This is a genomic window from Spirosoma terrae, from assembly GCF_010435915.1.
Classification (GTDB): Bacteria; Bacteroidota; Bacteroidia; order Cytophagales; family Spirosomataceae; genus Spirosoma; species Spirosoma terrae.
On sequence record NZ_JAAFZH010000001.1, the window covers coordinates 337,783 to 352,915 of the forward strand.

18 protein-coding genes are annotated in these 15,133 nt (G+C 43.9%); 13 read left to right on the plus strand and 5 right to left on the minus strand.

Annotation, left to right across the window (positions count from 1 at the left end; all coding sequences use genetic code 11):
* Nucleotide 1 precedes the first annotated feature (1 nt).
* From cyoE to GK108_RS01550, 11 genes are all read left to right on the plus strand, one after another.
* On the plus strand, nt 2-880 hold the full coding sequence (gene cyoE, locus GK108_RS01500) for a heme o synthase (RefSeq protein WP_163941698.1): 879 nt from the start codon (nt 2-4) through the stop codon (nt 878-880).
* A gap of 5 nt (nt 881-885) precedes the next feature.
* Nucleotides 886-1,476, plus strand: a complete 591-nt coding sequence (locus GK108_RS01505) for a cytochrome c oxidase subunit 3 (RefSeq protein WP_163941701.1) — start codon at nt 886-888, stop codon at nt 1,474-1,476.
* Between the two features lie 15 nt (nt 1,477-1,491).
* Nucleotides 1,492-2,289: a cytochrome c oxidase subunit 3 gene (locus tag GK108_RS01510; protein WP_163941704.1), complete on the plus strand. Its 798-nt coding sequence runs from the start codon at nt 1,492-1,494 to the stop codon at nt 2,287-2,289.
* 20 nt (nt 2,290-2,309) lie between these two features.
* Complete coding sequence (locus tag GK108_RS01515; RefSeq protein ID WP_163941707.1) at nt 2,310-2,636, plus strand: cytochrome C oxidase subunit IV family protein; 327 nt, start codon at nt 2,310-2,312, stop codon at nt 2,634-2,636.
* A 3-nt stretch (nt 2,637-2,639) separates the two neighbouring features.
* Nucleotides 2,640-3,350, plus strand: a complete 711-nt coding sequence (locus GK108_RS01520; protein ID WP_163941710.1) for an SCO family protein — start codon at nt 2,640-2,642, stop codon at nt 3,348-3,350.
* Nucleotides 3,351-3,360: 10 nt separating this feature from the next.
* Nucleotides 3,361-3,903: a DUF420 domain-containing protein gene (locus GK108_RS01525; protein ID WP_163941713.1), complete on the plus strand. Its 543-nt coding sequence runs from the start codon at nt 3,361-3,363 to the stop codon at nt 3,901-3,903.
* A 237-nt stretch (nt 3,904-4,140) separates the two neighbouring features.
* Entirely contained in the window at nt 4,141-4,518 is a 378-nt protein-coding gene (locus tag GK108_RS01530; protein WP_163941716.1) for a DUF983 domain-containing protein, read from the plus strand.
* A 136-nt stretch (nt 4,519-4,654) separates the two neighbouring features.
* Entirely contained in the window at nt 4,655-5,266 is a 612-nt protein-coding gene (locus GK108_RS01535) for an RNA polymerase sigma factor (RefSeq protein WP_163941719.1), read from the plus strand.
* A complete protein-coding gene (locus GK108_RS01540) occupies nt 5,235-6,161 on the plus strand; it encodes a hypothetical protein (protein WP_163941722.1) in 927 nt (308 codons plus the stop codon). Before GK108_RS01535 ends, GK108_RS01540 begins: the two co-directional genes overlap by 32 nt.
* Nucleotides 6,158-7,168: an outer membrane beta-barrel protein gene (locus GK108_RS01545; protein WP_163941725.1), complete on the plus strand. Its 1,011-nt coding sequence runs from the start codon at nt 6,158-6,160 to the stop codon at nt 7,166-7,168. The genes GK108_RS01540 and GK108_RS01545 overlap by 4 nt, the downstream gene beginning before the upstream one ends.
* Nucleotides 7,168-7,992: an NAD(P)H-binding protein gene (locus tag GK108_RS01550; protein ID WP_163941728.1), complete on the plus strand. Its 825-nt coding sequence runs from the start codon at nt 7,168-7,170 to the stop codon at nt 7,990-7,992. The genes GK108_RS01545 and GK108_RS01550 overlap by 1 nt, the downstream gene beginning before the upstream one ends.
* 7 nt (nt 7,993-7,999) lie before the next feature.
* Here GK108_RS01550 and GK108_RS01555 read toward each other — a convergent pair whose 3' ends face one another.
* Both GK108_RS01555 and GK108_RS01560 read right to left on the minus strand, forming a co-directional pair.
* The gene (locus GK108_RS01555; protein ID WP_163941732.1) at nt 8,000-9,145 is read right to left on the minus strand and encodes a glycosyltransferase family protein; all 1,146 of its coding nucleotides are present in this window, start codon (nt 9,143-9,145) and stop codon (nt 8,000-8,002) included.
* Between the two features lie 21 nt (nt 9,146-9,166).
* Nucleotides 9,167-9,973, minus strand: a complete 807-nt coding sequence (locus GK108_RS01560) for a UDP-2,3-diacylglucosamine diphosphatase (protein ID WP_163941735.1) — start codon at nt 9,971-9,973, stop codon at nt 9,167-9,169.
* 107 nt (nt 9,974-10,080) lie between these two features.
* Here GK108_RS01560 and GK108_RS01565 point away from each other — a divergent pair, with 107 nt between their 5' ends.
* Entirely contained in the window at nt 10,081-10,713 is a 633-nt protein-coding gene (locus GK108_RS01565) for an acetyltransferase (protein WP_163941738.1), read from the plus strand.
* Nucleotides 10,714-10,756: 43 nt separating this feature from the next.
* On the opposite strand, the gene fcl is transcribed toward GK108_RS01565, so the two are convergent.
* Nucleotides 10,757-11,698, minus strand: coding sequence for a GDP-L-fucose synthase (gene fcl, locus GK108_RS01570; protein ID WP_163941741.1), 942 nt, complete (start codon nt 11,696-11,698; stop codon nt 10,757-10,759).
* A gap of 129 nt (nt 11,699-11,827) precedes the next feature.
* On the opposite strand from fcl, the gene GK108_RS01575 reads away from it, so the two are divergent.
* Entirely contained in the window at nt 11,828-12,835 is a 1,008-nt protein-coding gene (locus GK108_RS01575; RefSeq protein WP_246224616.1) for a toxin-antitoxin system YwqK family antitoxin, read from the plus strand.
* A 6-nt stretch (nt 12,836-12,841) separates the two neighbouring features.
* On the opposite strand, the gene GK108_RS01580 is transcribed toward GK108_RS01575, so the two are convergent.
* Together GK108_RS01580 and GK108_RS01585 are read right to left on the minus strand one after the other, a co-directional pair.
* On the minus strand, nt 12,842-13,639 hold the full coding sequence (locus tag GK108_RS01580; protein ID WP_163941744.1) for a tetratricopeptide repeat protein: 798 nt from the start codon (nt 13,637-13,639) through the stop codon (nt 12,842-12,844).
* Nucleotides 13,640-13,708: 69 nt separating this feature from the next.
* Nucleotides 13,709-15,124, minus strand: a complete 1,416-nt coding sequence (locus tag GK108_RS01585; RefSeq protein WP_163941747.1) for a DEAD/DEAH box helicase — start codon at nt 15,122-15,124, stop codon at nt 13,709-13,711.
* Nucleotides 15,125-15,133: the final 9 nt, after the last annotated feature.

Here is a 15,133-nt window from a genome sequence, read left to right on the forward strand (position 1 = left end):
AATGGAAAAAACGGTTGTTCTGAGTGTTTTTAATACAAAAGCTAAAGCTTATATTGAGTTAATAAAGTTAAAACTCACACTAGCTGTCGTCTTCTCTGGTGTATTTGGGTACTGCTTAGCAGCTGATCAGGTTGATTGGATTAAGATAGTCATACTTATTATTGCATCGATAGCAATTACTGGAGCATCGAATATCATTAATCAGATTATTGAGAAAGACTCTGATAAAATAATGAAACGAACGGCTACCAGACCTCTGCCTACGGGTAGATTATCGGTTAATGAGGCAGCTGTTTTTGCTTTTGGTCTGTTCAGTTTAGCCTGCTATTTATACGTTCAGTTCTTTAATATCAGAGCAGCTGCATTAGCTGTATTATCTTTACTTCTATACGGGTTTGTCTATACACCACTTAAACGGAAGGGGCAAATTGCTGTGTTTGTGGGGGCCTTACCAGGAGCATTTCCCCCTATGATTGGCTGGGTTGCTGCAACAAATCATTTTGGCTGGGCACCAGGTATTTTATTTGCCATACAATTTTTCTGGCAGTTCCCTCATTTCTGGGCTATAGGCTGGCTTGCTTTTGATGAATACAAAAAAGCAGGTATACAAATGATGCCGGGTGATGGGAAAACGTATGATACCGCCTTTCGGATAATGATTTATACACTGTTTCTGGTTCCTGTAGGCTGGCTTCCTTACCTGCTTGGCGTAACTGGTATTAATTCTGCACTGGTAGCAATGGTAGGGGGAATCTTGTTTTTAATGCAGACGTTTCACTTAATGAGGACTTGTACAGATAAAGCAGCGCTGCAAATGATGTTTGGATCATTACTTTATCTGCCAGTTGTACAAATTGTTTACTTGTTAGACAAAGTTTAAAAATCATGAGTGAGTTAGTAAACAACATTTCAATAATAGAAGAACCGGAAGAAACCCTTTCGATGAACCCCAGGAAGTTCATTCTGTGGCTGTTCATTGTTAGTATTGTTATGCTGTTCGCAGCTATGACAAGCGCTTATTTAGTGCGTAGAGCCGAAGGAAACTGGCTTGAATACGAAATCCCGGTTGTGTTCTCCTACAGTTCCGTTGTATTGTTGATTAGTAGCCTGACTATGCATTGGGCTTACACATCTGCAAAAAAAGATAATTTCAGCAGTCTGAAGACGGCTATAACTATTACTTTTGCACTCGGAATCGTGTTTTTATACATGCAATTTCAAGGCTGGGTAGAATTAGTTAAGCTAAAAGTATTTTTTGTTGGTAATCCTGCAGGCTCTTTCATGTATATATTTACAGGATTACACGCGTTTCACCTGATTTCAGGCTTAACTGTGCTTGTTTTTGCATTGGTAGCATCATTCCGTTTGCGAATTCATGCTAAAAGCTTAAATCAAATAGAAATTGCCGCTACATACTGGCATTTTTTAGACATTTTGTGGTTGTATTTGTTTTTCTTTTTAGTCTATTTTCATTGATAATCTTTTAGACGCATGGCGGCTACTGTGACGACCGATACCCTAACGACCGACTCGGGACAAGTGTTCGACAAGAAAACCTGGATGGGGGGTGTCGAGCCAATGAAGGCAAGCTACGGCAAGCTGATGATGTGGTTCTTCCTGATTTCTGATACGTTCACGTTTTCAGCTCTGCTGGTGACGTACGGTCTGATTCGGTATAGCTATCCAGCTTGGGACCCCGCCATCTATGGCGCAGTATTTCAATTCTCGAATCTATACTGGCCAATACCTGAAATGGTATATGCCTCCGTACCATTCCTTCATGGTGTACATGCTCCACTCGTATTTGTGGGTATCATGACATTCATACTTATCTTCAGTAGCGTAACAATGGTACTTGCTGTTGAGGCCGGTCACCGTATGGACCGTGCAGATGTAGAAAAGTATATGCTATGGACTATCCTGGGTGGGTTTACCTTCTTGGGTAGCCAGGCTTGGGAATGGAGCCACTTTATTCATGGAACCGAAACAGGTACAACTATCACTGAGCTTGTAAATGGGCAAATGATTCAACGTACTATTTTCGGAGCTAATCTGGCCGAAAACCAATACGGTCCTCCAGCATTTGCAGACTTATTCTTCTTTATAACAGGTTTCCATGGAACCCACGTTTTAAGTGGTGTAGTATTGAATATTCTTATTTTCTATCGTGCTGCAACAGGACTGTACGATCGTCGTGGCCATTATGAAATGGTTGAGAAAGTTGGTCTATACTGGCACTTTGTTGATCTTGTTTGGGTATTCGTATTCACCTTCTTTTATTTGGTCTGATAAATAATTACCATTCTACAATGTCTGATCATTCACATATCGATGACCACCACGCTGGAGAAATTGCTCCAGCGCAAACGGAAATAATCTGGCGTACATTCTGGATTCTTTTAGGCATCACAGCTGTTGAATTCGCACTTGCGTACTTTATGAAAGCTGGCGGCTTAAGAACGTCAATTTTCGTAATCATGACCTTAGTAAAAGCATTCTACATCGTAGGTGAGTTTATGCACTTAAAACACGAGGTGAAAAGCTTGATCTGGGCAATTGTTGTGCCTGTGATCTTTATCGTTTGGTTATTAGTTGCTTTATTAACCGAAGGCGGTTCGATTTTTGAATTGCGATAAGTTATGACGGCCACTCGAAAAGCCGGGATCCTGCTTGCTACGCTGCTGGTCCCGGCTTTGCTATATGTATTTCTGCGGTTCGGTACCGAAAATCATTACTCGCTGCCTCGTTATTTGCCCAAAATTGACTCCACAAAAGGAGAGCCCCTAATGGGTAAAGTAACCTTACCGGATGGGCGGGAAATAATTGATACGATCTATAACCGTATTCCTGCTTTCAAACTGATTGATCAGGATAGTCAGTTAGTGGACCAGTCTATAGTAAAGAATAAAATATACGTAGCAGATTTCTTCTTTACCCGGTGCGGCACCATATGCCCCAAACTTTCTTCTCAGCTGACTCGTGTCCAGGATATTTTCCAGGAAAATCCAGATATCGTTTTTCTTTCGTATACAGTAGATCCCGAGCATGACCGGTCTAAGCAGTTAAAAGAGTATGCTCAAAAGTACAGTGCTATCCCTGGAAAATGGTATTTCTTAACGGGGAGCAAAAGCGAAATATACGACCTTGCTATGCATGGCTATTATCTACCTGTTGTCGATAAGAACGTACCAGAAGGCAAGCCAGACGAAACTTTTATTCACAGCCAAAAGTTGGTATTAGTGGATAAACAGGGTATTGTCAGAGGCTTTTACGACGGGACCGACAAAGTGGACGTAGATCGATTAGTACTGGAAATTCGCGTTTTACTGGATATATATCGTAAGGAATAAATTCTTTACTATGGAAAGTTTACAACCAGTTCAGGAACAGAAAGCAAATCGCTTTATAAATACGTTGTCTATTGCTATTCCGGTAGCCGTAGCGGTTTTACTGGGTATTCGGCAGAAAGTAGATCTTGGTGATTGGACGAGCTATTTGCCGCACATCAATGGAATAATAAATTCTGTTACGTCTATACTGCTACTAGCGGGATTCTATTTTATCCGGCAGAAGAACATTGAAGCCCATAAACGCACAATGTTAGCTGCTTTTACCCTCGGTTCGCTTTTTTTAGTGAGCTATGTACTATACCATTTAACTAATGAATCGACTCCATTTGGAGGAGAGGGTTGGGTACGGCCAGTTTATTATTTCTTACTGATTTCGCATATTGTATTGTCCATTGTGGTGGTGTGGTTCGTGCTACGTGCTGTTTATTTTGCGCTTTCTGGCCAGATCTTAAAGCATAAACAAACTGTAAAATATGCATACCCAATTTGGTTGTATGTCAGTATTACAGGTGTGATCGTGTATCTGATGATTAAACCGTATTATCTACATTAATTGGAAAAGCAATGAAGAGTTGGAAAATGTGGTTAATTGTGCTTGTACTAATTACTGTGGCACCGGATATAATGGCGCAATGTGCAATGTGCCGCGGCACGGTAGAAAGCACAGTAAGTAATGGACGTAGCGTAATTGCTTCCGAGTTGAATTTTGGTATTGTATATCTTTTAATGGTACCCTATCTGATTGTAGCTACAATTGGATTTATGTGGTACCGAAATAGTAGACGGGAACATGAAAAACGTCTCGAAATTACAGGCCGTGTTAGACGGGCGATGTCCCAGATGTAGGCAGGGTAAAATATTTAGAAGACCCTTTTATTCGTTAAAAGGCTTCGACGATATGTATGAATTATGCCCGCATTGTGGGCTACGCTATGAGGTCGAGCCAGGTTATTTCATTGGGGCCATGTACGTAAGCTACGCTATTTCAGGCGGGGTGGCTTTAGTTGTTGGCTTTCTATTATTTTATCTAGCCAATGATCCCGACGGTTGGGTATATGCTGGTGTAATTGCACCTCTGATGGTATTGATTGCGCCAATCAATTTTCGAATATCAAGAGTAATCTGGCTACACTACGTAGCAGGTGTGAAATATGAAAAAGGGCTGTAGAAGCCCTTTTTTTGTGAGCTAGCTTATCCCAAACAATAACGTAGTCAATTAAATTGTGAGAAAAAGAGAATTTTTTTTCATTACCATGCAACCTGAGGATTTCCCTTTTGCATCTTGTTAATGAACCTAAACAATTATGCTTCGACTAATACCGTTTTTTACGACTGAATCGCAGTTGATAGCTGCATTGAAGCGTGGCGAAAGCCGTGCTCATAAAGTCGTATACGAGCGGTTTGCGGGTAAAATGCTGGCCGTATGTACTCGCTATTGTTCCAATCGGGATGATGCCGAGGAAGTGATGCTCGATGGATTCATGAGGGTATTTGAAAAAATTGAGCAGTTTCGGGAAGACGGTAGTTTTGAGGGGTGGATACGCAGAGTAATGGTAACAGAGTCACTAATGTTTCTGCGCAAATCCAAGCAGTGGCGTCAGGAGACTTCTATTGAAGACGTAACGGTCGAACCTGATTATGAGTGGGCCGATACGGCATTGAATGAAAGTGATTTACTACGTATCGTTAATCAGCTACCCGATGGTTATCGGACGATATTTAATTTATACGCGATAGAAGGATATTCCCATGCGGAGATTGCCGACATGTTAGGTATTTCGGAAGGAACGTCAAAGTCGCAGTTGAGTCGCGCCAGAGCGATTTTACAAATGAGTTTGAAAAAAATGGAACAGGAGCCGGGACGCCGGAACCAGACCGGAAACTATGAAAAAACATACCGAAAGACAGCCAATTGATGACCTATTTGCCCGAAAGCTGGGTAATATGTCACTGCCGCCAAGCTCAGATGGCTTTGAGCGGCTACAGGCACGTATGGGTAAACAGAAGCAGGAAGCTAAGATAGTAATCTGGAAAAACCCAGTAGTGCATCGCTACATGGCAGCGGCAGCCTGTCTGCTAATCGTGTGCTTATTTGGCTGGCTATACTGGCCATCCGGCCAGTCAACAGATAATGGTAACGTAGCAGCTGTAGGTGAGAATAAAAAGCAGGTCGCTAGCAATAAACCTAAACCTGATGCCGATAACAAACCTGTAGAAACGGCCAAAACGGACACCGCAGCTCCCAATATGTCGCCTGGTTCTGGTAAAAACATACTAGAAACCGAAAATGAGCAGTTGGCCACTACGTCCAATAACGAGGTTAAAGCAATCGAGAATCCGCTTAAAAAACAAAGCAAGAAACAACGTAACGTAGAAGATAACAGTAGTTTGCCAGCCACTGATCTTCCTGCTGTAGCTCAGAATAAACCGCTGGAAGACCCAACAAAGCCAGAACGTGCTTCACTTGAGTCTTCAAAGCCAATTACGGCTCCACAGGAACAACCAACAGTGGCGGCAAATAAAGAGACTCCTCATTCAGAGCGAGTGCTGGTGGTAACAATTGCTGAACCAGAAGCTCTGGTAGCTGCTCGTCAGGCGGCTAAAACCTCGGTTGAAGAAAAGTCAGCAAAGACTGTTGGGGATAATCAGGAAAAAGAGTCTAAACCCAATTTGTGGCAGCAAGTAAAGCGCTTTAAACAAGGGGAGGTACTGGCTCGCGGAGACGATGGCGAAAACGAAAGAGGGTTGCTTGGTCGTGCTTATAACGGGTTAAAACACAGCTTTGATAAAGAAAAATCTAGCAAACAATGAACCGCGCGCTGAAAATAATTGCTCTGGCAATTGCATTAACACCAATTTACGCTGCTCAGGCGTCTATAATACAGCCCGCCGATTCATTAGTCATTCGGTTTGCTAATCGAACCCGCATGGTCATTTATGCGCCTGACAAAGCCGGTATTCAGGCGCTGCTCAATTATGATCTCAACAAGATTGTACGGGAAATGAGCATGAAACTCGACTCTGTCCCTGACGGACAGACGGCTATATCGCAGGGAGGGGATCGTTACGTAAAAGATACGGTGCTGGTAGTTACGAAGAAAAAGGATGGTATCACCATTGTTTTGAAAGGCGATAGTGATAGCACTCGTTCTGATTCGATAAATCACCGAAACGATTATAAAAAATCGACTGTACGAAAAGGTATCAATTCTTGGTCGAGAAGTATCGATTTTCAAATAGGATTAAATACGTTTTTAAATCAGTCAAACGTAGCGGCCTATCCTACTGATATCTATGCGCTCAAGCCATTAGGATCTCGGTATTTTGCGGTGGCTTTTTCTCAGCGCCCTACGTTGATCAGGGGTAAAGGGGCGCGGTTGAGCTTATATTATGCCATAGAGGGATCCTGGAACAACTATATGTTCGAAAACAACGTAGTGGCCAGAAAAGGAGCTAGTCAGGTCGAGTTTGAACAGCATCCTGAACAACTAAAGAAAAGCAAGCTGACTACATTTGCTCTGCAGGTTCCGGTGGTTCCACGCGTAAGCTTCTACAATGCTTCAGGTAAAAAAGTGTTTCACCTCGGTATAGGTGGCTTTGTGGGGTATCGACTAGATAGCTATACAAAAATAAAGCTCCCTAACAACGACAAAGAACACGATCATGCCAGCTTCTATCTGAATGATCTTCGATACGGTTTAGTAAGTCACATTGGCGTTGTTGGAACAAGCTTATTTGTCAAATACGATCTGAATCCCGTATTTCAGGAGGGTCGGGGGCCAGACGTACGTACATTGAGTTTTGGTATAATGTTTTAATGATTCAGGAAACCATTTCTATACTAGGGTGTGGCTGGCTAGGCTTGCCACTAGCCGAAAAGCTATTATCTGCCGGTTATCGGGTTAAGGGCAGTGCTACGTCTGCCGAAAAAGTAGCAAATCTTAAAGAAAAGGGCATTGAAGCGTATCAATTAGAATTGAATCCGGCTATTATCGGTAATAGCTATGACTTACTGCAGGCCGATACGCTTATCATTAATATTCCGCCCCGGGCCTCACGGTTAGGCGAGGATTTTCACCCCAAACAGATTCGGCATCTGGTAGAGGCAATTCGGCCGTCGCCAGTAAAACATATTATTTTCGTTAGCTCAACATCCATTTATCCGGAGTTGAATCGGGTGGTCTACGAAGATGATGTCCAGGAGCCAGGGCAGTCGGCAACACCAGCTTTGGTTGAAGCAGAGCAGCTTGTACAAGGGCTAAGCTCTGAACGATCTATATTAATTTTACGATGCGGAGGACTGCTAGGCTATGATCGCATTCCGGGTAAATACGTTGCTGGCAAAACGATTGATACAGGCGCCATTCCTGTTAATTACCTGCATCGAGACGACGCCGTTGGTATCCTGCAAAACCTGATAGAAAATAAACTCACTGGTGTTTTTAATGCGATCTCGCCCGAGCATCCTACCCGTGAGTCAATCTATCGGAAAAACTGCGCTGATTTTGGTTATACATTACCAACGTTTGTTACGCCGGAAGAACCTAACAGCTATAAAATCATCAGCCCAGATAAGTTACTGAACGCAACTACGTATCAATTCCGATACGCCGATCCGCTCCAATTTTATTACGTAGTATAGCCCGTTATCAGGAACGAAGCAAATGACGGACCCGTGTTCTGAAGAAACCATCAGAAGGCTTCCTTTTAGGCATTGTAGCGCGGTTTAGAGCGGCTAAGAAAAGGAAATAGCCCTGTGCATACCATTCCCGGAAACGAACGCTAACAGTAGGGTCATGCTGGGGTAGATAAGTCAATAATTGATCAAGATCGAAGCCGTCAGCGGCAACACCTACCCCCGCGCGTTGTCCGTCTATTGCATTACAAGCCTGCTCAAAATGATTCGGCTGGGGAATCATCAAGGCGGGCTTCCCTAAATAAGCAGCCTCGCAAACTGATTCAAAACCCGCTGTTGTAACGATTGCTTTGCAGCGAGACATAAAGTTGAGGAAGCGCTTTCCATCAATAGCATGATAGGTTAGCGTAGCATCAATAACATCGTCTGGTACGTTAACCCCGGAGTGAAAGGCATCCATCTGAATATCGGGATGTTGCTGATGGGCTTTCAGCAGTTCTACTTTTAAACCGGGCTGCGTAACATAAGCCAATAAAAAATTACCATCGATCGGTTTAAGATCCGTGATTTCCTGGCGTAATAATGGGGGCACAACACGTATCCGCTGGCTGGGCTCATCTGGCTGTTTATCGAACGACAGGGCCAGCAACTCCTGAGCGCCAAAACAGGTTAGTCGCGTATTGATCTTAAACGCCTGGCGGTAAAACCATTGCCTTTTGGGGCGCTGGAAATTCGAATGGAAAGCAAAATACTGATGAGCAATGCAAACCATTGGGACAGATGGACGTAGCAAGGCGTAGGTGAGCCCGCCCAGCATTTCGTAGAAATTAACGACAACATCCGGGCGCTGCGATTCAATAATAGCGTGCACCTGCTTTAAACTATTCCAGAAAGGACGAGCATAACGTATTGCCTGAACTGTCGTTTTGAAGGGTTCCAGTTCATTTGTGCCCGCGTTATACACAAGCCCAGGACTAAATATAGGCGTAATAGGAGCGGCAAATTTTTCGCTGAAGAAAGCCGGTACATCCCTCTCAGACGTAACGCCAACAATAGCGCCAATTACTTCATGCCCAGCCGTACGTAATATCTGCTCTAGTGATAAGGCCTGCGTTAAGTGACCTCGACCTTCGCCCTGTACTAAAAATAAAACACGCATGTTGCCAATAGTTTCTGGTACTTAGTGTTGAATAGTCTCTGAGTATGGAGCCAGTTGATTCTTCTCTTCTTCGTCCTCATCCAGATCCGATGTATAGTAGAGTAAGCTCCAATTGCCATCGTGGTCTTCAACCAAAGCGCTGAGTGATTCAACCCAATCGCCTGAGTTCATGTAGAGGATACCGTCGAAATTGTGAATAGCCGGTTGGTGAATATGGCCGCAGATAACGCCGTCGCAGTTTCGGGCGCGAGCTAATTCAGTCAGTTTTTGTTCGTAATCGGAGATATAGCTAACGGCCTGTTTGATACGTCCTTTAATACGTTGCGATAACGAATAATAAGGAAGACCACGCCAGGTTCGGTAATGGTTGTAGAACTTATTAACCCACAAAAGGAACGTATAGCCCAGGTCGCCGAGATAGGCCAGCCATTTCATTTGCGACGTAATAGAGTCAAATACATCGCCGTGTGTTATATAAAACTTCTTGCTGCCAGAATTCAGGGTATAGTCTTTTCGGATCGAAAAATTTTTTCCGACTTTTAAGGGCATTACCTGGTCCAGAAAATCGTCGTGATTACCCCGGAGGTAAATAACTTTGGTATCGTAATGAACGATTTGCTTTAAAACAGTTTTAAAAAAAGCGGTGTGTTTTTTCTTCCAGGTACCGTACTGTTTCAATTGCCAGCCATCAATGATGTCACCGTTGAGAATGAGTTTCTGACAGGAATAATTTCGTAAGAATTCCGTAGCCTCCTTCGCTTTAGAACCGGCAGTGCCGAGGTGAATATCAGAGAGCACAATTGTGCGAAACTGCGTACTTGATTTCATGGACGAATTTACCCCCCAGTTATGAAGTAAGATTTATCCTAATGTTACCAAATTGACAATGTTAATGCCCTTATAAGGCAATCGTTCATATTGACTTAATACAAATAATGGAAAATCCGGTGCTGATTTTTGGAGCAGGAAACCTTGGGCTAACTGCTTTAGATTTATTTCAACGTAACAATGTTGTTGTCTATGGTTTTTTAGATGACAACAAGGAGTTGCATGGTAAAGAATTTGGCGACGTTTCGGTATTAGGCGAGACGGACGACGATGGTTTTTTGAAGCTTATCGGGCAAAAGTGCGAAGCGTTTGTGGCTATTAGTGATAGCCGGGTTCGGAAGCGCCTGATTAAAATGCTCAATGATCGACGCAAAACGCAGCCCGTCAATGCGATTCATGACACGGCCATTGTGTCGGAGATGGCAACAATTGGTCACGGTAATTTGGTGGCAGCTCGTTCAGTTATCAACCCATTTGCTGAAGTTGGCCAGCATTGCATTATCCAGTCGGGAGCTGTTATCGAAAGCCAGGCCAAAGTGGGTGACTACGTCCAGATCGGAACGGGAAGCGTAATAAACAGCGGAGTAATAGTAGAAGAAGGTGCTTTTATCGGCTCAGGAGCAACGATTGTAGCCGGAGTGACCATTGGCAAGAACGCCAGAGTTGGAGCAGGCTCCGTGGTTATTGAAAACGTTGAGGGAGGAAAGACGGTGTTCGGTAATCCCGCCAATAAATTATAAAGACTAAAAAGGGGCTTCTCTCAAGAAAGCCCCTTTTTAGTCTTTATTCTACGTATAAAACTTCGTTGGCCAGGAAATCCTGGTAGGTACGTTCTATTCCATCTCTCAGCTCTGTTGAATGTTTCCATCCCATCGAGTGAAGACGCGATACGTCCATCAGTTTACGCGGTGTTCCGTCGGGTTTTTCGGTATTCCAGCGTAACTCACCTTCGTAACCAACGGTTTCTTTAACAAGCTCAGCCAATTCGCGAATAGTTACGTCTTCGCCCGTACCGATATTAACGAACAGCTCATCATTATAATGCTCCATCAAATGGAAGCAGGCATCAGCGAGGTCATCGGCATGCAAAAACTCACGGCGCGGTGACCCGGTTCCCCACACCTCAACAGTTGGCTGATCATTGATTTTTGCTTCGTGAAATTTACGGATCAAGGCAGGTAATACGTGCGAACCCTGTAAATCGTAATTATCATTAGGGCCATACAAATTCGTTGGCATAGCCGAAATGAAATTGCAGCCATATTGGCTGCGGTAGGCTTCGCAAAGCTTAATTCCGGTGATTTTGGCAATAGCGTATGGCTCATTGGTCGATTCCAGGTAGCCACTCAGCAAATACTCCTCTTTGAGAGGTTGAGGAGCTAGTTTTGGATAAATACACGACGAACCAAGGAACAACAATTTCTTTACCCCTGTTTCATAAGCGCTATGAATGATGTTCGATTCGATGAGCAGGTTGTCGTACAGAAATTCAGCCCGGTACGTATTGTTAGCCATAATGCCGCCTACTTTAGCGGCTGCCAGAAAAACATAGTCTGGTCTTTCTTCCGCAAAGAAGTTGGCAACGGCAGCCTGATTGCGTAAATCTAATTCAGATGAAGTGCGTGTTAGTATATTTTCGTAACCCTCGGCATGTAATTTGCGAGTAATAGCTGAGCCGACCATTCCCCGGTGTCCGGCAACATAAATACGGGCCTGTTTTTCCACAATGTATAGTTATATAGTATCTTAAAATATGCCGAATTTTACGATAAACAAATTGGCAAAATATTAATAGGCACTAAATCGTTGCAAACTTAACAAAGTTAAGTTATCAATCGTTTGCTCTAGTTAGTTATGTTCAGATTATCAATTAAGCGTTTTCTTATTGTTGTCTTGCTGCTAGAATCAGGAACATTGATGGCCCAGACGCAAACTTCGCAGCCTTCGTCACTAACCACGGCTACAAAGCCGGTCTTAGCTCCGTCTGGGGCGCCTGCCTCTCCTTTTTCATCGGTACCTTCTTCACTGACAACGCTGGGGTTGCCATCAATGGAGTCGCTGAAGGAACAGAAAGATGCTTATCTGTCGAACGTAATGCCCGATCTGGGTCTAAAAGTCAAACAGTTAAAGAAACTTAAGTCGGAGAAGAAAGCCAAGAAAAAGAACGTAAAAAATGAATACGAAGGCGTGGCTATGATTAAAGCATACACGAAGTTCGGAAGCGGTGACAGAACCATCGTTGAAGAATTTCATGTCTTAAGAGACAATGATGCTGCTAAGCCATTACCATACATTCGCGATGTCTATCGATACTTCCAGCGGAGTGGCCGGGTAACGAGTTCAATCATTAAAGATGAGGGAACTGGATTGCTGTTACATGGTCCTTATAAGCGTTACCAGAACGGAGAATTGATGGAAGAGGGTTTCTATTATGCAGGTATGAAGGATGGACGTTGGGAAAAGTATGACGCTCATTTTATGCTACTAGACAAAACTCGCTGGACAAAAGGGGTTCCTGCCGAATCGAGGCTAACCTTTTACGACTCGACTCATCGGAAAATTAAGGAAATTATTCCGGTTGAGCACGGTAAAATCAAAGGAACGTATATGGCCTTTCATGAGAATGGTTTGCTGGCCGAAGAAGGGAAATACGATAATGGCGTAAAAGTTGGCCGTTGGACGGAGTTTTATCCCATAAATCCGAGCGGTCGTCGGATGCGTAAAAAACTGATGCAGCATGCCAGCGACCAATGGGATACCGATTTTGAACCCTACGTGATTACTGAGTGGGACGAGAAAGGAAAAGTTACCTTTGAACGGGCTAAAGAGAAAGTAATTCAGGAGGAAGAAACCGAAAACTAATCCCAATTACTTGAATACGCCTTTAGGGTCTGGACGTTTCGACAGCAGGTCGTTTAAATACGTTAAATCCAGAACAGAAAAATCAAGATTGTTTGCCTGATGGAAGTATTCCCAGGCCTGTTCATAATCTGCTTTCAAGAAATTGACCAGCGATAATTTCTGATAGGCTACGGCACTGGCTGGGCCAATAGCCAGCGATTTCTGTAGATTTTGTTCTGCCTCTACCAGATCAGCCGAATCGGCTTTTTCCTGATAATATTTGATTTGGACCGTAGCCAGATCGGTCATCAAAACTGTGTTGGTATCCGATACGGCCAAACCTCTTTTGAGCATACGTATCGCATCGGGCAGATTCTCTTTCTGATAGCAAACAACGCCCAACCCCCAGTAAGCATCTGAATTTTGATTATTGAGCAACCAGGCCAGGTTGAAGCGATAAGCCGCTGTGTCTAATTGCCCATCCGCTACGTAGTCCCAGCCACGGGCCGCAAAAAAATCGCTGGCTTCCGTTCTACTGCCAAAATTCCGATCACAATCGTTCAGAAAGTGAATTTCCTGATCAATCTGTTCCGCCGTTTTAGCTCGTTCGCCAAAAAGAGGTAGGATATTGATGGATACAACTACTTCAGAAACGGTTGCATCCGTTTCTACTTTAGCCGTATTCGACTCTTTAGTTGTTTTAGTATTACTAGCTGGTAGAACGGAGTTGGGCCGAGCAGACGTCATAAGCTGTTTGGGCTGAGCCATTGCCCAAAAAGGCAACATAGCTAAACTCCACTGTACCAGATTCATCCGAACGTTCATACTGACTAACACACTGCTCGTATTACGGTAAAACGAAAGGGGAATCCAAGTTAGTACATTCTAACAATACTATCGACGGCCTCCCCGTGGGCCTGAACGTTTCGAGCGACCAACTGCTACGTCTGATTTACGAGCGCCCGAAGCGGAATGTGGCTTTCCAGGTCTGGAAGGTGCCTTTTTTGATGCACCCGGTTTTGATTTTGTTGTTGTACGTCCTTTCCCCGATGGCGTATTTTTTTCTTTTTTTTCGTGAAAGGCACCCAAAAAGGTTGGATCTTCTTTCCGTCTTTGCTCATCTATGGCCCGTAGCATCTCCTGCTTCTCGTCAAATGGCGTTTCGGTGACCTCTACGTCGGCAGGCAATGGCTCGCGAGGAATTTGCATACGAATAATTTTTTCAATCTTCTGTATGTGATATTCCTCCGACATGGTTACAAACGTAATAGCCTCACCAGTACGGTTAGCGCGACCCGTTCGACCAATGCGGTGCACGTAATCTTCATAGATAAGTGGTACGTCGAAGTTAATAACGTGACTCACGTCGGCTACGTCGATTCCTCGGGCTGCTACGTCTGTGGCAACCAACACTTTAATGTTACCCTCCTTGAAAGCATCCATAGCGTTGATTCGGGTATTTTGTCCCTTATTTGCATGAATGACCCGGATATCATCTGGTGTAATCACCTTTCGTGCCAGAAACTTATAAATATTTTCAGCGGTCGTTTTGGTACGGGCAAAGATGATAACCCGCTGAAACGCTTCGTTTTTTATCAGAAACTCCAGCATATTAATCTTCGTGCGGAAGTTGGGCGCTTCATAAATAACCTGACTAACCATCTCCGCCGTTGATGCCTGGGGCGTCACCTCAATCTTGATGGGGGCTTCCAGAAATTCGCCCGACAACCGTTCAACTCGCCCGCCAAACGTAGCAGAGAACAACAGGTTTTGCCGTTTTGAGGGAATAACCTCCAGAATGGATCGAATTTGGGGCATGAAGCCCATATCCATCATTTTATCGGCTTCGTCGAGTACCATCGTCCGAATATCTTTCGTAGCGATTTCGCCCAGCCGATACAGATCCATAAAACGACCCGGAGTCGCTACAATGAGATCAATTCCCTTTTTTAAGGTTTCAATCTGTGTTTTAGGACCAAGACCGCCATATAAGGCTACATGACGTATATCAGTGTATTTGCCCAACTGACTGACGGCTTCGTTGATCTGCATCACCAGCTCGCGAGTAGGGGCCAAGATTAGAGCACGAGGATTAGATCCCTGAGCATATTTAATCTTCATCAGCAAGGGTAACAGATAAGCCGCTGTTTTGCCGGTGCCGGTCTGGGCAATACCCAGCACATCGTGGTTCCCCAGGCTAAGAGGAATCGTTTTTTGCTGAATCAGGGTGGGTTCGGTATAACCAAGATCGGCGACAGCATTTAACAACTGACGATTCAGATCGAATTGCTCAAAAGAAGTAATCTCCATATAAAAAAA